Source organism: Methylobacterium sp. AC315 (assembly GCF_979253755.1).
Map to the genome: position 1 here is coordinate 66,734 of NZ_CEEDEA010000004.1, position 20,419 is coordinate 87,152.

The window sequence follows — 20,419 nt, forward strand, 5'->3', positions numbered from 1 at the left end:
TTCCGGGCCCGGACACAAGGCCGCGCCCCGGCCCGATCCGGCCGGGGCGCGCGCTGCACGCGTCAGTAGAACGTCGGGTGCCGCGGGCCGAAATGCCGGCGGTACGCGACGGGGCGCCGGTGCCAGTGATGGCGGTGCCAATGGTGGCGGCGGTGCCAGTGATGGCGCCGGTGGTGCCAGTGCCGCCGCCAGTGATGGCGCCGGTGCCAGTGGCGCCGGTAATGCCACCGGGCGAGCTGCACCGTCGGGGCGGGGGCTGCCGCCTCGGCGGTCGCCGGGACCGGCAGGGGCGCCGCGCGCGCCGGGGCGTCGGCGAAGCCCCCGATCAGCGCAGCGAGCAGGACCAGGATAGGCCAGGGTCGCATCGTCTCTCTCCCGTTTGAGGACCCGGAGCGTCCAGCCGATCCGGGCCGGCGCGATCCGTGCGCCGTCGGCAGGAACCGCCAAGGTGGGCAAACGGTTCGATCCGGTCTGACTGCGCAGACGGTTGGGCCCTGCTGTCCCGGTTCCCTTGCGCCGGCCGCCGGAACGCCCACCTCGGGCGGAAGCACCTCCGCGTCCCGCCTTTCCCGAAGAGCCTCCATGCCGTTCGCCCTCCCCGACGCCCTCCGGGCTTTCCTGCCGCGCCGCTTCCGCGACCGCCGTCCGCGGGTCGCCGTGGTCCGGCTGTCCGGCACGATCGGGGCGGTCTCGCCGATCCGCCCGGGGCTCTCGATCGGCGGCGTCGCCGGCAGCCTGGAGCGGGCCTTCACGATGCCGGGGATCAAGGCGGTGGCGATCGTGATCAACTCGCCGGGCGGCGCCCCGGCGCAGTCGCACCTGATCCACCGCCGCATCCGGGCCCTGGCCGACGAGAAGAAGCTCCCGGTCGTGGCCTTCGTCGAGGATGTGGCGGCGTCGGGCGGCTACATGATCGCCTGCGCGGCCGACGAGATCGTCGCCGACCCGACCTCGATCGTCGGATCGATCGGGGTGGTCTCGGCCGGCTTCGGCTTCCAGGGTCTCCTGGAGAAGATCGGCATCGAGCGTCGGGTGCACACCCAGGGCGAAGCCAAGTCGATGCTCGACCCGTTCCGCCCGGAGGACCCCGCCGATGTCGCGCGTCTGAAGCGTCTCCAGGCCGACATCCAGGACCTGTTCACCGGCCTCGTCACGAGCCGGCGCCCGAACCTGTCGACGTCGGAAAACCTGTTCACCGGCGCGGTCTGGACCGGGCGTCAGGCGGTCGGCCTCGGGCTGGTCGACGCGCTGGGCGATATCCGCTCGACCATGCGGGCGCGCTTCGGCGACACGGTCGACCTGCGGCTCGTGGCCGAGGCCCGGGGCGGGTTCCTGTCCCGCCTGCTGCGCCGGGGCGGGGCCCCGGGCGGCATCGCCGAGGAGGCGGTGGCCGCGTTGGAGGAACGCGCGGCCTTCGCCCGCTTCGGGCTCTGACGCCGGGGGCGCCTCAGCCCCGTCCGGCGCGCCGGGCCGAGACCCGCGCCAGGGCGGCCAGGTCCTTCTCGCCGTCGCCGTAGCTGATCGCCTCGATCAACCCGTCGCGCAGGACGCTGGCGAACGGCATCGGCACGCCCGCGCCCTCCGCCGCCTGGAGCGCCAGCCGCACGTCCTTGGCGCCGAGCCTCAATCCGAAGCCCGGCGGCTCGTAGCGGTTCTGGGCGATCGAGGCGCCGTAGCCCTTGTAGACCGGCGAAGCGAACAGCGTATTGGTCATCAGGTCGAGGAAGTCGGCGCCCGCGACCCCGTGGCCTTCGGTCAGCGCGCAGGCCTCGCCCATGGCCTCGATCGCCGAGATCAGCATGAAGTTGCCCGCGAGCTTGACCGCGTTGGCCCGTGACGGTTCGTCGCCGAAGGGCCAGGTCTTGGCGCCCATGGCGTCGAGCAGCGGCGCGGCGCGCTCGAGCGCGGTCGCCGCGCCGGCCGCCACGATGTTGAGCTTGCCGGCCTCGGCCACGTCCGGCCGCCCGAAGACCGGTGCGGAGACGTAAGGAACGCCCGCCCGCTCGTGGATTGCGGCGAGCTGCCGGGCGAGCGCCACCGAGATCGTGCTCATGCCGATATGCACGCCGGGGCGCTCCGGCTGGTCGAGCAGGCCGCCGGCCACGATCACCGACTCGAGGGCTGCGTCGTCGGCCAGCATGGTGACGACGGCATCCCCGGCGAACGCCTCCGCGGCGCTCGCCACCGGGGTCACGCCCTCGATGCCGCGGGCGCCCTCGGGCGAGCGGTTCCAGGCCCGGACCCGGTGGCCCGCCCGCGCGAGGTTGGCGGCCATGCCGCGGCCCATCCGCCCCAATCCGATGAATCCGACGTCCATGCCGCGCTCCTCGTTGCCGCCGTGCCGACCCGGGCCGGGCCCCGACGGCGCAGGCGGGGATTTGTCCCGATCGCCGGGCATGGCAAGCTCGCGCCATGCTGCGCAACCGCATCACAGACATTCCGGGCCTGCGGGTCGGCCACGCCGGCGACCCGACGGTCGCCAGCGGGGTCACCGCGATCCTGTTCGACGCGCCCGTCATCGCCTCCGTGGACGTGCGCGGCGGCGGCCCCGGCACCCGCGAGACCGACCTGCTCGATCCCGAGCGCACGGTGGAGCGGATCGACGCCCTGGTCCTCTCGGGCGGCTCGGTCTTCGGGCTCGACGCGGGCGCGGGCGTGACCGCGTGGCTCGCCGAGGCCGAACGCGGCTTTCCGGTCGGCCCGCTGCGGGTGCCGATCGTGCCGGGGGCGGTCCTGTTCGACCTGCTCAACGGCGGCGACAAGGATTGGGGCCGCTACCCGCCCTATCGCGAGCTGGGTTTCCTGGCGGCCGCTGCCGCGTCGGACGACTTCGCCCTGGGCTCCGTGGGGGCCGGCACGGGCGCGCGCACCGGAAACCTGAAGGGCGGGATCGGCTCGGCCTCGGCGACGGTGCCGGGCACCGGTTTCACGGTCGGCGCGCTGGCGGCGGTCAACGCTTTCGGCCGCGCCACAATCGGCGGTGGGCCGCATTTCTGGGCCGCGCCGTTCGAGGTGGGCGACGAGTTCGGCGGCCTCGGCTCCCCCGCCCGGGTGCCGGCGGATTCCCTCGCCTTCCCGGCACGGATCCTGCCCGGCTCGGCCACGACGCTCGCGGTGGTCGCCACCGATGCCGCCCTGACCAAGGCCCAGTGCCGGCGCCTCGCGGTGGCCGCGCAGGACGGCCTCGCCCGTGCCCTGGTCCCGGTCCACACACCCCTCGACGGCGATCTCGTCTTCGCGGTGGCGACCGGCACCGTGCCGCTGGGCGATCCGGTGGCCGATCTCGCCCGCCTGGGCGACGCCGCCGCGCGGGTGCTGGCCCGGAGCGTGGCGCGGGGAGTCTATTGCGCGACAAGCCTGCCGGGCTACGTGGCGGCGCCGCCGCTGTCGTGGTCGGGCCTGCCGCCGGCTTGGTGCGACGTGTTCCGGGAGTCTTAGCTTTCGGGACAGGCCTTGAAGCACGTGATCGCGGGTGTCTTCAATTTGGCGCCAGGAAAAAATATTTGTCCTGCTCGAATCTTATAACCTTGTCCTCGAATTGATCGTAGAATTCGGGTGTCGTAAAAAACACAACCTCATGCTCGGAAAGTATCTAAATGCCGTGTTCGATTTTGTGTCTTTCTGATATTTTTTGGAAGCTTGCGATGCTGCGAATCCATGATCTGCCATCGTTCATTATAGTCCTTCCCTAGCCGATCATGAGAACGCCGGTCTTATCGTCAAATTTGATATTCCAAAACTGCCGTATGCGGTCGATTTCCTCCCATGCCTCTGAGGGGATGGTGAAATTGATTGGGAGATACGGTTCTGTTTGCATGGCCCGCTGACCCTTGGAATTGTCGTTCAGCAGAATTCCATTATTGACGACGCATGTGTCGTTTCTACTACGTAAATATCTATCCCGACGAACGTTTGTTGAGATTGTAATAAATTTAAAATAATAACATCAATTAGTGCCGAGATGTTTGTGTGGTTTCGTGGACATGCGCTGGAACGGCGGCTATGATTTCGGTTCTGCGTCCCATGATGTCTTGTTTGACACAATCATGACTCTACGGAACTACGTTTCACAGGACAAGGCTCAACTCGGCAGCATCGCTCTTGCGGCCTTTGAGCAATTTAAGTCCGAGTATACGGACTGGCCAGCCATGGCTGCTGGCGTGTCTCGTATGGGGGATCTTGCCGAAGAGGGCGAAATCATCGTTGCGGAGAATGCAGGACGAATTGTCGGAGGCGTTGTTTATGTTGGACCCCACAAGCCCAAGGCATCGTACTTCGATCCATCTTGGCCGATCATAAGAATGCTTGTCGTGGCACCTGAAGCCCGAGGGTGGGGCCTCGGTCGGCAACTGACCCAGGCCTGCATCGATCGTGCCTCACGCGATCGTTCGCCGATCATCGCACTTCATACGTCGCCGATCATGGCTGTGGCGCTGCCGATGTATCTCCGCATGGGGTTCATCAAGCACAGCGACGCGCCCGATATCCATGGCGTGACCTACAATATCTACATCAGAGAGGTCGGATAAAAACTTTCTTCAGGCTGTAGAGGATAGGAACGCACGAAGCATAAAAAGTTGTTGGACTGGTCTTTCCCACCCACGCCCTCATCTTGAGGCGACGGAGCGAAGCGGAGGCCTCGAAGGAGCCCTCCAGGGATCGCGCGGCTGGCTGGAGGCCTCCTTCGAGGCTGCTGCGCAGCACCTCAGGATGAGGGGAACGATTGGGATATCCGTTGGTCGGAACCGTCACGCGGCTGTGATCGAGCAGTCAAACAGGCTGGAAGAGAAATATCCGATCTCGTTTCTTGCTGTGAGATGTTCCGTTGAATTGTTTTTTTGCTTGACTGCCGACGTGTCTATGCGTGCGTGTTTGTGCGCTACAATAGGTCGATCTATATTTCTTGCCGCGCATCCGCGATCAGCTGCGCCAGCCCGGCATCGACCTCCGCGCCGAGCATCTTGCGCTCGGCATCGGTGAGGTCTTTGGCCCAGGCGGTTCCGGCAAAGCCTTCCGCACAGCGCGCCCGCTCGGAGGCGATGTAGGCCTCGGTCTCGGCGGGCTGCGTTTTCATCGCGTGGACGAGGCCGAACCACGCCGCCCGCTCCACCACCGCCAGCCGCGCCCGCAGGCGGATCGCCGCCGCCTTGTCCGGATCGATCCCGTTGTCGCTCATTGTGTTTCTCCCACATCGTTCTCGGCGAGCCGCTCGATCAGGCCCTGGAGCCGGCCGGAGACGGGTTCGGCGGCGGAGCGCGCGTAGAGCACCCGCAGCTGCCGGCCGATCTCGGCGAGGCTCATGGAGCCCTTGGCGATCACCCGGTCGGCCTGGGCGCCGAGGCTCGCCTTCTCGGCGCTGGTGATCTCCTTGGCGGTGAGCACCACCACCGGCACGTCGCCGTCCGGCCGGGCGCGCAGCGCCCGCAGGAAGCCGAACCCGTCCATCTCCGGCATCATCAGGTCGAGCAGGATCAGGCTCGGGCGCGTCTGGCTGACCCGCTCCAGGGCGATCCGTCCGTTCTCGGCCTCGTCCACGGTCCAACCCTCGCGGCCGAGCGACCGGCGCAGGCGCTCCCGGGCATCCGGGTCGTCGTCGACCACGAGGACGCGCGCCTCCCCCGGGCCCTCCGGGCGGTAGCGCTCCATCATGCTCTTCAGCCGGTCCCAGTCGATCGGCTTGACGAAGTAGTCGGTGGCGCCGAGCGCCTGACCGAGTCCCTGCTCGGCCACCACCGAGGTCATGATCACCGGCGTCCCGGCGAGATCGGGATCGCTGCGGACCGCGTGCAGCACCGCCCAGCCGTCCATGCGCGGCATCTCGACATCGAGCAGGATCGCCCGCGGCTTGAGCGCCCGGGCGAGCGTCAGGCCGGCCCGGCCGTCATTGGCGGTGCGGACGTGGAACCCCTCGCGCTCGAGGAAGCGCTGGAGCAGCTCCCGGGCGGCGGGGTCGTCGTCCACCAGCAGGACCGTCTCGTGCTGCTCGTGCGACTCGACCGCCGTCGCCTCGGCCTCGGCGGTGACCTCCTGCGGCTCGTCCTCCGGCTTGAGCACCGCCGGCAGGCGGATCGTGAAGGTCGCGCCCTGCCCTTCCGTGCTGGTCACCGCGATGTCGCCGCCCATGGTCTGGCAGAAGGCCCGGGTGATCGCGAGGCCGAGGCCGGTGCCGCCGAACTGGCGGGTGGTCGAGTCGTCGGCCTGCACGAAGCGCTCGAACAGGCGCGCGATCTGCGCCTCGGACAGGCCGATGCCGGTATCGGTGACCGCGAAGGACAGCCAGTCCGCCGCCTCCTCCCGGTGGTGCCGCACGGTGAGGCGGATCGTCCCCTTCTCGGTGAACTTGGCGGCGTTGCCGATCAGGTTGAGCAGGCACTGGCGGATCTTGGTCTGGTCCTGGTGCATCGACCCGAGGCCGGCCTCGCCTGCCTCATCGCCCACATCGAGGACGAAGCGGTTGCCCTTCTTCTCCACCAGCGAGCCGGTGGAATCGACCACGTCCCGCAGCAGGTCCGAGACGGAAAACGTCTCGGCCGAGGCGGTCATGCGCCCGGCCTCGATCTTCGAGATGTCGAGCACGTCGTTGATCAGCGACAGCAGATGCCGGGCGGCCGCCTCGATCTTGCGCAGGTCTGGCAGCAGGGCGGCCTGGCCGATATCCTCAAGCTCCTCGCCGAGCATCTCGGAATAGCCGATCACCGCCGAGAGCGGCGTGCGCAGCTCGTGGCTCATGTTGGCGATGAACTGGCTTTTCGCCCGGTTGGCCGCCTCCGCGGCCTGGCGCGCCCGCTCGACCTCCTCCTCGGCCTCCTTGCGCTCCGTGACGTCGACGCAGGTGCCGACCCATTCGCGCAAAGTGCCGTCCGCGGCGAGCACGGGCACGCCCCGCACCTCCATGGCCCGCCAGGCGCCGTCGTGGCGGCGCAGGCGGTACTCGACCTCGTAGGGCTTGCGCGCCTCCACGGAGGCGGCCCAGGCATCGGCCGCGTGCGCGCTGTCGTCGGGATGGACAGCGTCGACCCAGCCCCAGCCCTGGTAGGCCTCTTCGGTCTGGCCGGTATAGGTGCTCCACCGGACCTGCGGCGGCATCAGCTCGCCCACCGCGTTGGTGTTCCAGATCACCGCCGCGGAGGCGTCCACCAGCGCCCGGAAGCGCTGCTCGGAATCGCGCAGGCGCTCCTCGACGGCGCGGCGGCGGGAGATGTCGGTGTTGGTGCCGTACCAGCGCAGGATGGTCCCGGCCTCGTCCCGGTGCGGCAGCGCCTTAGACAGGAACCAGCGGTAGATCCCGTCGCGCCCGCGCAGCGGAAACGTGTCCTCCCAGGACTGGCCGAGCAGGATCGCCGCCCGGAAGCGCTCGGTGACGGCATCGACGTGGTCGGGGTGGTGGACGGCGCGCCAGCCCCAGCCGCGCATCTCGTCCAGGGTGCTGCCCGTGTAATCGTACCAGCGTTGGTTGTACCAGACGATGGTCCCGTCGGCCTCGGCGATCCAAGCCAGCTGCGGCAGCGTCTCGGCGAGATTCCTGTAATCGGCATCGGTGACGACGCCTTGGCCGCCCTCGGATTCTCTCATCGGCTCGCCGAAATCCCGTCGCTCGCCCCGCGGGGCGCAGGGTATTCCTTATACACGCATCGGGTCGGGATCCGACCGGACCTCAACCACAGGGTCCACCGGCCGCCGGCCGCGGAGGGCATCGATGCTGTAGAGGGCCAGCGCCAGCCAGATCAGGGCGAACATGGCCGCCCGGTGCGGCTCCACGTGCTCGCCATAGACCAGGACGCTCAGGCCGAGCAGGCAGGTCGGGGCGACGTATTGCAGCAGGCCCAGCGTGGTCAGCCGCAGGCGCACCGCGGCGGCGGCGAACCAGATCAGCGGGAGCGCCGTGGTGAGCCCGGTCAGCATCAGCAGCGTTAGGTTCCTGGGCTCGGCCGGCAGGAACGGCTCGGGCGAGAGCACGAGCCACAGGATCGCGAGCGGCAGGAGCAGCAGCGTCTCGGTCAGGAACCCGACCAGAGCATCGACTCCCACAAACTTCCGCACCAGCCCGTAGAGTGCGAAGCTGACCGCGAGCGACAGCGAGAGGGCCGGTAACTCCCCCGCCCACACTACGGCGACGGCCACGCCCGTCGCCGCGATCGTGACCGCCACGACCTGCAGGGGCCGCAGCCGCTCGCCGAACACCACGCGCCCGAACGCCACGCTCACCAGGGGATTGATGTAGTAGCCGAGGCTCGCGTCGAGCAGGTGTCCGCGGTCGATCGCGTAGAGGTAGAGCAGCCAGTTCACCCCGATCATCGCGGCTGAGACCGCCAGAAGGGCGTGGCGCGGGCGCAGGGGCAGCGGCAGGTTCAGGCGCCGTCGCGCCGCGAGCGCCAGGGCCAGGGCGCCCGCGAACAGGCTCGACCAGACGATCCGCTCGGCCAGGATGTGGTTGGGGCTGAACGCCCCGAGCATGCGGAAATGCACCGGGACCAGCAGGCCCCAGCTCAGATAGGCGGCGAGCGCGTAGACCAGGCCCACGGTGTCCTCCCGATCGACCCGAGCGGGCGGACGGTGCTGCGGCTTTACGCCCGGCGTCGCGCCCATGACAGGGGTACGCGACGCAGAGCTGCTATCCCGGCTGACATCTCGGCCGCCATCCCGGGTGGACGCGCGGCGCGCCCCCCGGCTCAGGCGGCCCGGATCGTCTCCAGGAACCGGTCGACCTCGCCGCTGAGATGCTCGGACTGGCGCGACAGCTCGGAGGCCGCGTCGAGGACTTGGCCGGCCGCCCGGCCGGTCTCCGCGGCGGCGCCGGCCACGCCGGCGATGTTGCTGGTCACCTCGCCGGTGCCCTGCGCCGCCTGCCCGACGTTGCGCACGATCTCCTGGGTGGCCGCCCCTTGCTCCTCCACCGCGGCCGCGATGGTGGTGGCGACCGCCTCGATCTCCTTAATCCGAGCGGTGATCGCCGCGATCACCGAGACGGCCGCGCCGGTGGATGTCTGGATCTGGCCGATCTGGCCGGCGACCTCCTCGGTGGCCCGGGCGGTCTGGTTTGCCAGCTCCTTCACCTCGGCCGCCACCACGGCGAAGCCGCGCCCGGCCTCGCCGGCGCGCGCGGCCTCGATCGTGGCGTTGAGGGCGAGCAGGTTGGTCTGGGCCGCGATGTCGGTGATCAGCCGGACCACGTCACCGACCTTGGCGGCGGCGGCGCTCAGCTCCTGCACCAGCGTCGCGGTCTGGTCTGCCTCGGACACGGCGCCCTGAGCGAGCTTGGCGGATCCGTCCACCTGCCGGCTGATCTCCTGGACCGACGAGCCCAGCTCCTCGGCCGCGCTCGCCACCGTGTTGACGTTGGAGGCGGCCTCCTCGGCGGCGGCCGCCACGGCGGTGGATTGGCTGGCGGTCTGGGTCGCGGTGGCGGTCATGGCCTGCGCGGTGGCCTGCAGCTCGGTGGCCGAGGACGAGACCTGGCCGATGATCCGGCCGACCGTGCCCTGGAAGCCGTCGGCCAGTTCCAGCATCGCCTGGCGGCGCGCCTCGGCGGCGGCCTCGTCCGCCATCCGCCGGATCTCGGCCTGCTCGGCGGCCTTCTGGGCGACGAGCGCCTTGATGCCCTCCACGGCGCGGCCGATCAGGCCGATCTCGTCGCCGCGCCGCGCCTCCGGGATCTCGGCCCCGATCTCGCCGTCCGCCATGCGCCGCAGCACATCCGTCAGCCGGCGGATCGGGCGCGTCACGCCGTAGATCACGACCAGGCCGCCCCCGACGATGCCCGTGGCGATACCGATGAGCGACACGGTCAGCAGCAGGGAGCGGGTCGCGTTGGTCTCGACGGTGAGGTCGTCCGACCGCTTCTGGACCGAGACATCCATGTCGTCCACGAGGGTGCGGGCGGCCTCGGTCAGGTCCGCCCGGATCGGTTCGGCCGTCCGGTGTGCGAGCACCAGGGCCTCGCTGCCCTGGCCCTTGTCGGCGAGGCTACGCATGTCCCCAACGGTCCGGGCGTAGAGGTCGAATTGCGTAGCGATCCGGTCGATCCGCTCCCGGAAGGCGGGTGCGTCGCGACGGGCGTCTTCGACCAACTTCGCGGCTTCGGCCACGAGGCCCTCGAGGCCCATGCCGACCCGGGTCCCGTCCGCCGTGCCGGCTTCTGCCGCGCTGCGGAAGGCCACGTAGCTCAGCTGCGCGACGACGCGGTTCAAACGCGCCACCCGGACGACCGCCTTCGATTCCTTGTCGAGCAGGATCGTGTAGGCGACGTCGATTCCGGCGACGTTCTGTGATGTGTACCAAGCTGATCCGAAGAAGAGTATACTCATCAACGCAATGACAGAAAAGAGCTTCGTGGGAATATTGATCTTGGCTATCAGTTCCATGGAAGCCTCTGCTTGGCGCGATGGCGAACGTGCCCGAGAGATCTGTGTCGATTAATGTGAATGGCGGAAAGATGGATTGTTGCCGATCGATGTCTACGCTGCCCGTTCCGAGAGAACAGAAACGGCATTGTCTCGATCAAGCGACGCTATGAAAGCTTATTATTTGGCGAGGCTGGCGTTTGAATGAAGAAAGAACGTTATTTTAATGCTGTTTGCGCGATCCGAATGCCGTCATTCCGCGGTGTGAGGCTTACGGGGCGATCCAGCTGCCGGTCCAGTCACCCTGGCCCCGGGTCCAGGCGGCCCGGCGATGGCCGCGGCGGTCAAGGTAGAGGAAGTCGAGGCGCGCGGCCCGTACCCTGACGACGGCGAAATGCGGCCGGCCGAGGGTCGCCGCCGCCGTCTCGTCGGGCAGCGTGTAGGCGTCCCCCGTGGGCAGCGCCGTGCCCGGAGCGGGGGCGGCGCCGTAGCAGACCCGGCTCATCGCCCGGGAGCCGGCCCAGGCTTCCTCCGCCACGGCATCGTCCGTGTGGAGCGTCGCCCGGCCCTCGATCCGGATCTGGATCTTGGCCGCCGCGTCGTAGGCGGAGAGTGCGCAGGCCGGGTGCGCCAGGATCTCGGCGGCCTTGTCGGAGCGGCGGTCGCAATGGAACCGCAGGATGCCGGATCTCGCGTCGGCGGCGCGCAGCACCACCGTGCGCAGGCGGGGGCCTTCGGGTCCGAGCGTCGCCAGGGCCGGCAGGTGGAAGCCGCTCCGGCCCTGCGCGGCGCCCTCGTCCAAGAGCCGCCACAGCTCGGCGAAGCTGGCGTCGAGGTCGTCGTAGAAGGCCGGCACGGGAGCGCGGGTCATGCCGGGTCGCTCCGACGTCGCCGCTGCTCGCGAAAAATCAGCGCCAGGTTGCGCAGGTAGATGCCGGTGGACAGGCCCTGGCCGATGATGATCACCGGTTCCCGGCGCACGAATCCGTAGACCAGGGTCATCAGCCCGCCCAGGATCGACAGGAACCAGAACGAGAGCGGCATCACGCTCCGGCCGGCGCGCTCGCTGGCGATCCATTGCAGGATGAAGCGGGAGCCGAACACCAGCTGAGCGATGATGCCGAACACCACCCAGAAGTCGAGCCGGGTGACGAACACGTCGTAGAAATAGTCCGGCAGATCGCGCGCGAGCTGGATCAGCATCCGACATCCTGGTCTGCGGGCATGGCGGTATCGGAGGCGATCTCGGCGGGCTGCGGGTCGGCGCGCTTGCGTCGGATCAGCCACCAGACCCCGGCGAGGTCGAGGAGCCCGACCCAGAGCCGGTCGAACAGGCCGTAATTCGAGACGCCGGTGAGCCGCGGCCGGTCGATCACGTCGTGGTGGACCACCGAAAACCCTTCGCGCACCATCAGGGCCGGCATGAACCGGTGCAGGGCGTCGAAATAGGGCAGCCGGAGGTACACGGCCCGGCGGAAGACCTTCAGGCCGCAGCCGGTATCCCGGGTGGCGTCCTTGAGGATGCGCCCGCGCACGCCGTTGGCGATGCGCGATTGCAGCATCTTGAAGCGCCCATCCTTGCGTCCGCGCCGCTCGCCCTGGGCGAGCCCGGCCTGCGCGCCGCCCGCCTCCAGGGCGGCCAGCAGGGCCGGGATGAAGGCCGGGTCGTTCTGGCCGTCGCCGTCGAGGGTCGCGACGACCGGCGCCCGCGCGGCCAGGACGCCGCTGCGCACCGCCGCGGACTGGCCGCCACCGCGCGCATGCCGCACCACCCGCATCCACGGCCGGCCGGCGCGGGCCGCCGCCAGGGCCGCCGGCGTGCCGTCGGTGGAGCCGTCGTCGACGTAGATCAGCTCGAAGCCGAGCGGCGTGCAGGCGGCCTCGATCTCGGCCACCAGGGGGGCGATGTTGCCGGCCTCGTTCTTGACCGGCACGACCACGCTGAGGTTCGGCGCGCCGGTCACGGGGCCACCCCGTAGGCGGTCACGAAGACCCGCCGGCCGGTGTTGAGGTTGAAGCCCTCGACCTCGGCGAGCGGCGCGGGCGCGCCCCGCGCCACCGGCCAGGCGGCGTTGAAGTCGTCCCGCTCCCGGGCTTCCACGAACAGCAGCCGGCAGTCGCCGGCCTCGAGGAACTGCCTGGCGGCGGCGCCGTCCGGCGGCAGGGCGAGATCGGTGCCGGCCAGGAACACCAGGCTCGGCTCCCGGTAGCCGAGGCTCGCGACCTGCGGGTTCGCGCAGCCCACGCGGTCGCGCAGGGCGGCGAGCCGCGGCGAGACCTTCAGGGCCGGCAGCGCGCGTTGCGCCACGCCGAGTACCGCCGGCCCGAGCAGGCAGGACGCGAGGATCCCGAGCACGAGGGCGCGCTCGGGCCTGCCGCCCGCGAAGGCCATCCAGGCCTGGACTGCCACCGCGCAGGCGGCGGCGAGCAGCGGCAGCGCGGCCCAGGGGAGCGTGTGGCTGTCCAGGCGCCAGCCGGCCAGGCACAGACCGAGCGTCAGACCCACAGGAATCGCCGGCACGAGCAGGGCGGTCGCCCGCGCCCCGCGCAGACGCGGGTCGAGCGCACCGCGGGACAGGGCCAGGGCGGTGAGGATGGCGAGCCACGGCATCAGCGGCAGGACGTAGTGGGGCAGCTTGGTCGGCACCGCCTCGAAGATCAGCCAGGCCGGCAGCACGGAAGCGATCAGGAACGCGAAGGCCGGCTCGCGCCGGGCGCGCCAAGCCAGCGGCAGGCTCATCGCCGCGAAGGCCGCGCCGGGCCAGAAGGTCGCGAAGAACGCCAGCGCGTAGGCCCCGGGCGGGGCCCAGTGCCGCTCGGCCCCGCCGCCGACCTTGGCCAGCATGTCGTGCCCTACCGCCTCAGCATAGAAGGCGCCGCCGCTCTTCCAGGCGATCGCCGCGAACCAGGGGGCCACCAGCAGCAGCGTGAGCGCCAGCCCCGCCCACGGCTTCAGCGCCAGGAGCCAGCGACCCGAGCGCGCCACCACCGACAGGATCAGGGCCGGCAGCACCACGAACAGCGGCACCATCGGGCCCTTGATCAGGATGCCGAGCGCCATCCCGAGCCAGAAGGCGGGGAAGACGGCGCGACCCAAGGGTCCGCCGGCCCGGGACGCCAGCCATACCCGGGCTAGCGCCCCCAGGCTCGCGGTGGCGCAGGCGGCGAGCAGCGCGTCGGTCTTGGCCAGATGCGCCTCGGCCGAGAGCATCAGCCCGGCGCCGTACAGGGCGGCCGCCAGCAGCGCGAGGCGGCGGGGCAGGAAGGCGAGCGCGGCCCAGTAGGCGAGCAGCACCGAGGCGGTCGCGCCGATCAGCGACGGGATGCGATAGAGGGCGATCTGCCGGCGCGCGTCGGGCACGCCGAGCGCCTCGCCCGCCGCCACCGCGGCGGCCTGCGCCCAATAGATTCCGACCGGCTTCTTGTGCCGGGCCTCGCCCTGGAAGCGGATGTCGACGAAGTCGCCGCTCTCCAGCATCTGCTTCGAGGCCTGGGCGAAGCGCGGCTCGTCCCGGTCCATCGGCTGCAGGGAGATCTGCCCGGGCAGGAACAGCAGCAGGCAGAGCGCCAGCAGGGCGGCCGCGGCGCGGGCATGGGTCAGGCTCAGCGCGTCGAGCCCGCGGCCGATCCGATCGACAGGTGCGCGGCGCGGAATGCCGTCGGCGGAGAGGCTCGTGGTCATGCCCGGCCGGTCAATCAGGATCGGACGGGAAGGTCAAATGCCCCGTCAGTCCGCCGTCATCGCGCGCGGTGACGGCGCACCGTCAGGACGCGGCTCGCAGGCGCGCGAAGCCGGCGTCGAGATCGGCCTGGAGGTCGGAGATGTCCTCCAGCCCGATATGGAAGCGCAGGGCCGGGCCGCCGGGCGCCCACTGGGTCGCCGTCCGGTAGCCGGCGCAGTCGAACGGGATCACCAGGCTCTCGAAGCCGCCCCACGAGAAGCCCATCCCGAACAGCTCCAGCCCGTCCAGCATCCCGGCGACCGCCGCCTCGGGCACGGGCTTGAGGATCACCCCGAACAGCCCGGAAGCGCCGGAGAAGTCGCGCTTCCAGATCGCGTGGCCGGGATCCTCCGGCAGCCCCGGATGCAGCACCCGCAGCACCTCCGGCCGCGCCTGGAACCACCGGGCCATCTCGAGCCCGGCCCGGCCGTGCTCGCGCAGGCGCAGCGCCATGGTGCGCATACCCCGGAGCGCCAGGAAGATGTCCTCGGCGCCGGCGCAGGGGGCGAGGTGATCGAAGGTGCGCCGTACCGCCGGGTAATACGCGGCGTTGGCGGAGGTCAGGCCGATCAGCAGGTCCGAGCCACCGCTGAGATACTTGGTGCCGGCCTCGACCGCGATGTCGACCCCGCGTTCATGGGGCGGGAACAGCAGCGGCGTCGCCCAGGTGTTGTCCATGATCACGCAGGCGCCTCGCGCATGTGCGACCTCGGCGATGGCCGGAATGTCCTGCATCTCGAAGCTCTGGGAGCCCGGCGCCTCGACCAGCACCGCCTTGGTGTTCGGTTGCATCAGCTCCGCGATGCCGGCTCCCACGGTCGGATCGTAATAGGTGACCGCGACGCCGAACCGGGCCAGGACGCCGTCGCAGAACTGCCGGGTCGGCCGGTAGGCGGAATCGGTGACGAGGAGGTGGTCGCCGGCCGAGACCGCGGCCATCAACGCGATGGTGAGGGCCGACAATCCCGAGGGCGTCACCACGGTGCCGGCGGCGCCGGCAAGCTCCGTCCAGGCATCGGTGAGCGAATCCATCGTGGGCGTCGCCGAGGTGCCGTAATTGTAGCGCCCGCGCCGGTTCTTGATCGCGTCGTAGGTCGGATAGAGCACGGTCGAGCCGCGATAGATCGGCGTGTTGACGAAGCCGTGCTGCGCGCCCGGATCGCGGCCCGCATGGACGAGGCGCGTCGCAGCCCCGTACTTGTCCTTGGATTCGGGCTTGGGCGTCAGGGACATTGTGGCTCTGGGATCGCGTTGCGCTGCGACACACGAAGCCCGCGGGCTTGGGCGAGGTCAAGCGTGGCGCCGCTAGAGGGGCGGACGCACGACCTCCAGATTGACCCCATGAGCCTAGGGCGATATCAGCTCGTGATATCTCGTGCGCCGAGATCGGGCGCGAAATGAACAGCCGGCATGCGCGTAATTTGCGCGCCATCTACAAGGATCCGGTGCCGGCCTCGATCGAATGGCACGCCATCGAGAGCTTGCTGCTGGCAGTCGGATGTCGGCTTATTGAAGGGACCGGGTCACGGGTGCGTTTCGCGTACAGAGGCGTCGTGGCTGCTTTCCATCGGCCGCATCCGGCCAACGAGGCCGCGCGCTATCAGGTGCGCGCCACACGCGAGTTTCTCGTCAAAATCGGTGTCACACCGGGAGAGTCGCCGTGAACACGATGACCTATCAGGGCTTTCGTGCCCGCGTCGCGTTTGACGAGGAGGATGAGCTTTTCGTCGGCCAAATCGCTGGCATCAACGATGTGATCAGCTTTCACGCGGACACCGTGCCCGAGCTGAAGGCCGCGTTTCATGAGGCGGTGGACGACTACACCGCGGCGTGCCGAGCGATCGGAAAGGAGCCGGAAAAGGCTTATTCCGGCAAGCTGATGCTCCGGATTGACCCGAAAATCCATGCCCAGGCAGCCCGCGCGGCGGAACTCGCCGGAACGAGCCTCAATCAATGGGCCGAAGATGTCCTGCGTCGGGCGGGCTCAAACCTCATGCGGTCCGTGACCGAGGAGGCCTGAACCGCCTAACGCCGACCCGGCCCCATCGCTCACGGCGTCTCGGGCGGATCGGAGACCACCGCCTCCTCGTAAGCTTGCATCCAGGCGGCATGCTCTTCCGAGCCGTCCGGATAGGGACATTCGCTTGCCGGCTTGCCGTACAGGCGGGCGTTGCGCCCCTGAATGAACGCGCTGTCGCTGGCGGTGGCCTGGACGTTGGTCAATATCGCCTCCCGAACATTGGCACCCATCCCGACGATTTGGGGTGGGCTTCGTTAACGGGCCGGCGGGTAATCTGTTGCCGTCTCCAGTCGCGTTCCGGGTCGTCTGCGTGCGTATCCTGCGTTCCCTTTTCGGCGGCGTCCTCGTGCTGGTCTCGACGGCGATCGTCGCCTTCGTCAGCGCCGACCGGCTCGCCCACCTGGCGCCGCCGGCCGTGGTGCGCGCCGCCCAAGCCGAGCCCTCGGCCACCGGGTCGCTTCCAGCGCCGGTCAAGGCCGTGCCGACGCCCAAGGCGGCCGTGCCCAGCATCCCGAACGGGTTCGATACCGAGCGGCTCAACGCCCTGATGCGCGGCGACCCGATCCTGCCGCGCCGCTGAGCGGACGGGGCCCGTCACGGGGTCCCGCCAGGCGGCTCGTACGCCGGCCCCCTACCGGGCGGTGCGGAAAACCTGCAGGTCGAGGTCGCGGACCTTCTTGCGCAGGGTGTTGCGGTTGACCCCCAGCAGTTCCGCCGCGCGGATCTGGTTGCCCCGCGTGGCAGCGAGCGCCGCGCCGATCAGCGGGCCTTCGATCTCCCGCAGGATCCTGTGATAGAGCCCGGGCGGCGGCAGCGTGTCCCGGTAGCCGGAGAAGTAGTCCGACAGGTGGCGCTCCACCGCGCTGGACAGGGTCTCTGATTCGCCGTTGGCCTTGCGGGCGCTGCCGTTCGCCGAGGCCGGGGCGGCGAGCGGCAGGGTATCGAGCTCGGCCTCGATCACCGGGCCGGTGATCGTCTCCTGCGGGTACAGGGCGGCGAGCCGGCGGACCAGATTCTCCAACTCGCGGACGTTGCCGGGCCAGCGGTACCGCTTGAGCCGCTCCATGGCGTCGCCGTCGAGCGACTTGCGGGTCAGGCCCTCGCGCTCGACCAGCACGAAGAAGTGCCGGATCAGGTCCGGCACGTCCTCGGACCGCTCGCGCAGGGCCGGCAGCCGCAGGGGCACGACGTTCAGCCGGAAGAACAGGTCTTCGCGGAAGATCCCCTGCTGGATCGAGATCCGCAGGTCCTTGTTGGTCGCCGCGATGATCCGGACGTTGGTCTTGATCGGAACGCGGCCGCCGACCGTGGTGTACTCGCCCTGCTGCAGCACGCGCAGGAGCCGGGTCTGGGCCTCCATCGGCATGTCGCCGATCTCGTCGAGGAACAGGGTGCCGCCCTCGGCCTGTTCGAACCGGCCGGCGGAGCGCTGGAGCGCGCCCGTGAAGGCGCCCTTCTCGTGGCCGAACAGCTCGGATTCGATCAGGTCGCGCGGGATCGCGGCCATGTTGACCGGCACGAACGGGCCGGTGCGGCGGCGGCCGTAATCGTGCAGCGCCCGGGCGACCAGCTCCTTGCCGGTACCGGACTCTCCGGTGATCATCACGGTGAGGTCGGTGGGCATCAGCCGGGCGAGCGCCCGGTAGATCTCCTGCATGGCGGGCGAGCGCCCGACCAGCGGGATATCCTCGTTGTCGGGCGGCGCGCCGGCCGCGGGCGCCCCGCGGGGACGCGACAACGCGCGGCCCACGATGGCGATAAGCTCCTTCAGGTCGAAGGGTTTCGGCAGGTACTCGTAGGCCCCGCGCTCGGAGGCGCGGATCGCCGTCATGAAGGTGTTCTGCGCGCTCATGACGATGATCGGCAGTTCCGGCCGCACCCGCTTGATGCGGGGCAGCAGGTCGAACACGTTCTCGTCGGGCATCACCACGTCGGTGATGACGAGGTCGCCCTCGCCCTGCGCGACCCAGCGCCAGAGGGTTGCGCAATTGCCCGTCGAGCGGACTTCGTAGCCCGCCCGGGATAGTGCCTGGTTCAGCACCGTGCGGATGGCGGCGTCGTCGTCGGCGACGATGATGTGGCCGTTCGGCATGACTCTCTACTCAGACGTCCGGCCGGGCGGCCGAAACACAAGACGATTTCAAGGGTCGACCGACGATTCACGCCCGTCGCGGGCGCTCGACATCGGCAGAAGAATGCGGAACGTCGTGCGGCGGGGGGCGGGATCGCACTCGACGATGCCGCCGTGGTCGCCCACGATCTTGGCGACCAATGCAAGTCCGAGGCCGGAGCCCTGTGACTTGGTGGTCACGAAGGGGTCGAACAGGTCCGGCAGCAGGTCGGCCGAGATGCCCGGGCCGTTGTCGCGGATCGCGACCTCGATCGGCAGGCTGACCCGCTCGCGCGAGCCCGGCACCTGCAGGCGCAGGCCGGTGCGGAACGCGGTGGACAGGGTGATCTCGCCCTCGACCGCATCCGGGCCGATCGCCTCGGCGGCGTTCTTCACGAGGTTCAGGATCACCTGGATCAACTGGTCGCGGCTTCCGAGCACCGGCGGCAGCGACGGATCGTAGGTCTCGACGAAGCGGATATGGCGCGCGAACCCGCTCTGGGCCGAGCGCTTCACCTGGTCGAGCACCCCGTGGACGTTGACCGCGCCGCGATCGGCCGGGCGCTCGTCACCGAACAGCTCCATCCGCTCTACGATCCGCACGATCCGGTCGGATTCGTCGCAGATCAACCGGGTGAGCATCCGGTCCTCCTCGGCGCCGGTGCCCTCCAGGAGCTGCGCGGCGCCGCGGATGCCGGCGAGCGGGTTCTTGATCTCGTGGGCCAGCATCGCACCGAGCGCCACCATCGAGCGGGCGGCGCCGCGATGGGTGAGCTGGCGGTTCATCTTGTCCGCGATGGTGCGCTCCTGAAGCATCATCACCACGGCGTCGTCGTCGTCGGCGAGCGGCGTGGCGAACACGTCGACGCTACGCTCCAGACCGAGGCGGGGCTGGGTCAGCTCGACCCGGTATTCGCTGACGCTGGCCCGGCGGCGCCGGACGTCGGCCACGAGCGCGATGATCGGCGACGCGAACGGGATGATGTCGCGCAGGCGACGCCGCTGCATCAGGCGCGCGGAATAGTCGAAGAACGCCTCCGCGGCGTGGTTGCAGTGGAGGATCCGCTCGTCGCCCCCGATGGTCAGGACCGGCAGCGGCAGGGCGTTGAGCACGGCCTCCCCGGACGTGGCGCGCCGGCCGCCGGGCTCCTGCGGAAAGGCGTCCTCGGTCACGCGGCCTCCCGGATGGTCTCGGACGCCCCGAAGGCGCGCGCCAGAAGGGCCAGCGCCACCTCGGGATCGGTGGTGGTGAGGAGGGCGGCGCGCTCGGCCGGCTCCAGCGCCCCGCCGGTCTCGGCATAGGCGGCGAGGTGCTTGCGGGCGTGGCGCACGCCCATATGGCGGCCGTAGAGCGACAGCAGCCCGGCGTAATGCGCGGCCGCCATCCCGGCCTGCTCGGCCCGAGACGGCGGATCCGTCGGCCGGCCGGCCAGCGCCGCCGCGACCTGCCCGACCAGCCAGGGCCGCCCTGTGGCCGCGCGCCCGATCATCACCCCGGCGGCGCCGGAGGCGGCCAGGCACGCCCGGGCGCTGGCGAGGTCGACCACGTCGCCGTTAGCGATCACCGGGATCGACACCGCCTCGACCACGGGGCGGATCGCGGCCCAGTCGGCCACGCCTTTGTAGAATTGCTGCCGGGTCCGCCCGTGGACCGTGACGGCGTTGAGCCCGAGCCGCTCGGCCCGGGTCGCCAGATCGACGGCGTTGCGGGTCGCGTCGTCCCAGCCGAGCCGCATCTTAACGGTGACCGGCACCGACACCGCGCCGCGCACGGCCGCGAGCAGCCGTTCGGCATGGTCGAGATCGCGCATCAGGGCCGAGCCCGACGCGATTCCGGTGACGATCTTGGCCGGGCAACCCATGTTGACGTCGATCACGTCGGCGCCACCGGCCTCCGCGAGGCGTGCGGCCTCGGCCATGGGCTCTGCCTCGCAGCCGGCCAACTGGACCACGTGCAGGTCGACCCCGGAGCCGTCGGCCCGCAGGGTCGCCTCGCCGGCGCCGCGGGTGAACTCCCGTGCCGCCACCATTTCGGACACCACCGCGTCGGCGCCGCAGCGCCGGGCGATCCGACGCATGTGCAGGTCGGTGACCCCGGACAGGGGCGCGAGCAGGCAGAGCGGGGCGGGGGATTTCTCCCCGCCACCCGGACGTCCACGGCGCAGCGCGCTTAAATAATGATCAATCGCCATTCTGCACAACAATGAGGCAAGGGCGATCCGCTGGC

At 70.0% G+C, this 20,419-nt stretch carries 21 protein-coding genes; 6 read left to right on the forward strand and 15 right to left on the reverse strand.

Annotation, left to right across the window (positions count from 1 at the left end):
* Positions 1-62: 62 nt before the first annotated feature.
* Positions 63-365 carry a hypothetical protein gene (locus tag AC0IY0_RS07955; protein WP_147909654.1) on the reverse strand — a complete coding sequence of 101 codons (303 nt, stop codon included), beginning with the start codon at positions 363-365 and terminating at the stop codon, positions 63-65.
* Positions 366-582: 217 nt separating this feature from the next.
* Between AC0IY0_RS07955 and AC0IY0_RS07960 the strand changes: the two genes are divergently transcribed.
* On the forward strand, positions 583-1,434 hold the full coding sequence (locus AC0IY0_RS07960; RefSeq protein ID WP_471763514.1) for a S49 family peptidase: 852 nt from the start codon (positions 583-585) through the stop codon (positions 1,432-1,434).
* 13 nt (positions 1,435-1,447) lie between these two features.
* Here the strand turns inward: AC0IY0_RS07960 and AC0IY0_RS07965 are convergent, their stop codons facing one another.
* On the reverse strand, positions 1,448-2,317 hold the full coding sequence (locus AC0IY0_RS07965; protein WP_471763516.1) for an NAD(P)-dependent oxidoreductase: 870 nt from the start codon (positions 2,315-2,317) through the stop codon (positions 1,448-1,450).
* A 95-nt stretch (positions 2,318-2,412) separates the two neighbouring features.
* Here AC0IY0_RS07965 and AC0IY0_RS07970 point away from each other — a divergent pair, with 95 nt between their 5' ends.
* Both AC0IY0_RS07970 and AC0IY0_RS07975 read left to right on the forward strand, forming a co-directional pair.
* Positions 2,413-3,438: a P1 family peptidase gene (locus tag AC0IY0_RS07970; RefSeq protein WP_471763517.1), complete on the forward strand. Its 1,026-nt coding sequence runs from the start codon at positions 2,413-2,415 to the stop codon at positions 3,436-3,438.
* A gap of 545 nt (positions 3,439-3,983) precedes the next feature.
* The gene (locus AC0IY0_RS07975) at positions 3,984-4,529 is read left to right on the forward strand and encodes a GNAT family N-acetyltransferase (RefSeq protein WP_471763724.1); all 546 of its coding nucleotides are present in this window, start codon (positions 3,984-3,986) and stop codon (positions 4,527-4,529) included.
* A 365-nt stretch (positions 4,530-4,894) separates the two neighbouring features.
* Here the strand turns inward: AC0IY0_RS07975 and AC0IY0_RS07980 are convergent, their stop codons facing one another.
* The 9 genes from AC0IY0_RS07980 to metC form a co-directional block, all read right to left on the reverse strand.
* Positions 4,895-5,176 (reverse strand): hypothetical protein, encoded by a 282-nt coding sequence (locus AC0IY0_RS07980; protein ID WP_471763518.1) that lies wholly within the window; start codon positions 5,174-5,176, stop codon positions 4,895-4,897.
* Positions 5,173-7,572 (reverse strand): response regulator, encoded by a 2,400-nt coding sequence (locus AC0IY0_RS07985; RefSeq protein WP_471763520.1) that lies wholly within the window; start codon positions 7,570-7,572, stop codon positions 5,173-5,175. The genes AC0IY0_RS07980 and AC0IY0_RS07985 overlap by 4 nt, the downstream gene beginning before the upstream one ends.
* Before the next feature lie 48 nt (positions 7,573-7,620).
* The gene (gene rarD / locus AC0IY0_RS07990) at positions 7,621-8,520 is read right to left on the reverse strand and encodes an EamA family transporter RarD (RefSeq protein ID WP_147939558.1); all 900 of its coding nucleotides are present in this window, start codon (positions 8,518-8,520) and stop codon (positions 7,621-7,623) included.
* Between the two features lie 149 nt (positions 8,521-8,669).
* The gene (locus AC0IY0_RS07995) at positions 8,670-10,304 is read right to left on the reverse strand and encodes a methyl-accepting chemotaxis protein (RefSeq protein ID WP_471763522.1); all 1,635 of its coding nucleotides are present in this window, start codon (positions 10,302-10,304) and stop codon (positions 8,670-8,672) included.
* A gap of 307 nt (positions 10,305-10,611) precedes the next feature.
* Entirely contained in the window at positions 10,612-11,211 is a 600-nt protein-coding gene (locus AC0IY0_RS08000; protein WP_147909208.1) for a pyridoxamine 5'-phosphate oxidase family protein, read from the reverse strand.
* The gene (locus AC0IY0_RS08005; RefSeq protein WP_147909207.1) at positions 11,208-11,543 is read right to left on the reverse strand and encodes a lipid-A-disaccharide synthase N-terminal domain-containing protein; all 336 of its coding nucleotides are present in this window, start codon (positions 11,541-11,543) and stop codon (positions 11,208-11,210) included. Before AC0IY0_RS08005 ends, AC0IY0_RS08000 begins: the two co-directional genes overlap by 4 nt.
* Complete coding sequence (locus AC0IY0_RS08010) at positions 11,537-12,304, reverse strand: glycosyltransferase family 2 protein (protein WP_471763523.1); 768 nt, start codon at positions 12,302-12,304, stop codon at positions 11,537-11,539. Before AC0IY0_RS08010 ends, AC0IY0_RS08005 begins: the two co-directional genes overlap by 7 nt.
* Positions 12,301-14,022 (reverse strand): ArnT family glycosyltransferase, encoded by a 1,722-nt coding sequence (locus AC0IY0_RS08015; protein ID WP_471763524.1) that lies wholly within the window; start codon positions 14,020-14,022, stop codon positions 12,301-12,303. Before AC0IY0_RS08015 ends, AC0IY0_RS08010 begins: the two co-directional genes overlap by 4 nt.
* A gap of 82 nt (positions 14,023-14,104) precedes the next feature.
* Entirely contained in the window at positions 14,105-15,295 is a 1,191-nt protein-coding gene (metC, locus tag AC0IY0_RS08020) for a cystathionine beta-lyase (RefSeq protein WP_471763525.1), read from the reverse strand.
* A 164-nt stretch (positions 15,296-15,459) separates the two neighbouring features.
* On the opposite strand from metC, the gene AC0IY0_RS08025 reads away from it, so the two are divergent.
* Together AC0IY0_RS08025 and AC0IY0_RS08030 are read left to right on the forward strand one after the other, a co-directional pair.
* Complete coding sequence (locus AC0IY0_RS08025) at positions 15,460-15,726, forward strand: type II toxin-antitoxin system HicA family toxin (RefSeq protein WP_471763526.1); 267 nt, start codon at positions 15,460-15,462, stop codon at positions 15,724-15,726.
* Entirely contained in the window at positions 15,723-16,082 is a 360-nt protein-coding gene (locus AC0IY0_RS08030; protein WP_147909202.1) for a type II toxin-antitoxin system HicB family antitoxin, read from the forward strand. Before AC0IY0_RS08025 ends, AC0IY0_RS08030 begins: the two co-directional genes overlap by 4 nt.
* 29 nt (positions 16,083-16,111) lie before the next feature.
* On the opposite strand, the gene AC0IY0_RS08035 is transcribed toward AC0IY0_RS08030, so the two are convergent.
* Positions 16,112-16,285: a ribosome modulation factor gene (locus tag AC0IY0_RS08035; RefSeq protein WP_187193593.1), complete on the reverse strand. Its 174-nt coding sequence runs from the start codon at positions 16,283-16,285 to the stop codon at positions 16,112-16,114.
* Positions 16,286-16,359: 74 nt separating this feature from the next.
* Here AC0IY0_RS08035 and AC0IY0_RS08040 point away from each other — a divergent pair, with 74 nt between their 5' ends.
* Positions 16,360-16,662 (forward strand): hypothetical protein, encoded by a 303-nt coding sequence (locus AC0IY0_RS08040; RefSeq protein ID WP_246692262.1) that lies wholly within the window; start codon positions 16,360-16,362, stop codon positions 16,660-16,662.
* A gap of 51 nt (positions 16,663-16,713) precedes the next feature.
* Here AC0IY0_RS08040 and ntrC read toward each other — a convergent pair whose 3' ends face one another.
* Genes ntrC through dusB form a run of 3 tightly spaced genes read right to left on the reverse strand, consistent with a single transcriptional unit; the run spans position 16,714 to position 20,384 of the window.
* On the reverse strand, positions 16,714-18,174 hold the full coding sequence (gene ntrC, locus AC0IY0_RS08045) for a nitrogen regulation protein NR(I) (RefSeq protein ID WP_147909200.1): 1,461 nt from the start codon (positions 18,172-18,174) through the stop codon (positions 16,714-16,716).
* A gap of 48 nt (positions 18,175-18,222) precedes the next feature.
* Positions 18,223-19,365 (reverse strand): two-component system sensor histidine kinase NtrB, encoded by a 1,143-nt coding sequence (locus AC0IY0_RS08050; protein ID WP_147909199.1) that lies wholly within the window; start codon positions 19,363-19,365, stop codon positions 18,223-18,225.
* The gene (gene dusB / locus AC0IY0_RS08055; RefSeq protein ID WP_471763527.1) at positions 19,362-20,384 is read right to left on the reverse strand and encodes a tRNA dihydrouridine synthase DusB; all 1,023 of its coding nucleotides are present in this window, start codon (positions 20,382-20,384) and stop codon (positions 19,362-19,364) included. Before dusB ends, AC0IY0_RS08050 begins: the two co-directional genes overlap by 4 nt.
* Positions 20,385-20,419 lie beyond the last annotated feature (35 nt).

Bases quoted from the DNA above. Each gene is read 5' to 3' on its own strand.
- AC0IY0_RS07995 (WP_471763522.1), bottom strand. From the start codon at position 10,304: ATGAGTATACTCTTCTTCGGATCAGCTTGGTACACATCACAGAACGTC.
- AC0IY0_RS07960 (WP_471763514.1), top strand. From the start codon at position 583: ATGCCGTTCGCCCTCCCCGACGCCCTCCGGGCTTTCCTGCCGCGCCGC.
- metC (WP_471763525.1), bottom strand. From the start codon at position 15,295: ATGTCCCTGACGCCCAAGCCCGAATCCAAGGACAAGTACGGGGCTGCG.
- AC0IY0_RS07970 (WP_471763517.1), top strand. From the start codon at position 2,413: ATGCTGCGCAACCGCATCACAGACATTCCGGGCCTGCGGGTCGGCCAC.
- ntrC (WP_147909200.1), bottom strand. From the start codon at position 18,174: ATGCCGAACGGCCACATCATCGTCGCCGACGACGACGCCGCCATCCGC.
- AC0IY0_RS08025 (WP_471763526.1), top strand. From the start codon at position 15,460: ATGAACAGCCGGCATGCGCGTAATTTGCGCGCCATCTACAAGGATCCG.
- AC0IY0_RS08015 (WP_471763524.1), bottom strand. From the start codon at position 14,022: ATGACCACGAGCCTCTCCGCCGACGGCATTCCGCGCCGCGCACCTGTC.
- AC0IY0_RS07985 (WP_471763520.1), bottom strand. From the start codon at position 7,572: ATGAGAGAATCCGAGGGCGGCCAAGGCGTCGTCACCGATGCCGATTAC.
- AC0IY0_RS07955 (WP_147909654.1), bottom strand. From the start codon at position 365: ATGCGACCCTGGCCTATCCTGGTCCTGCTCGCTGCGCTGATCGGGGGC.
- AC0IY0_RS07965 (WP_471763516.1), bottom strand. From the start codon at position 2,317: ATGGACGTCGGATTCATCGGATTGGGGCGGATGGGCCGCGGCATGGCC.
- dusB (WP_471763527.1), bottom strand. From the start codon at position 20,384: ATGGCGATTGATCATTATTTAAGCGCGCTGCGCCGTGGACGTCCGGGT.
- AC0IY0_RS07975 (WP_471763724.1), top strand. From the start codon at position 3,984: ATGCGCTGGAACGGCGGCTATGATTTCGGTTCTGCGTCCCATGATGTC.
- AC0IY0_RS08005 (WP_147909207.1), bottom strand. From the start codon at position 11,543: ATGCTGATCCAGCTCGCGCGCGATCTGCCGGACTATTTCTACGACGTG.
- AC0IY0_RS08000 (WP_147909208.1), bottom strand. From the start codon at position 11,211: ATGACCCGCGCTCCCGTGCCGGCCTTCTACGACGACCTCGACGCCAGC.
- AC0IY0_RS07980 (WP_471763518.1), bottom strand. From the start codon at position 5,176: ATGAGCGACAACGGGATCGATCCGGACAAGGCGGCGGCGATCCGCCTG.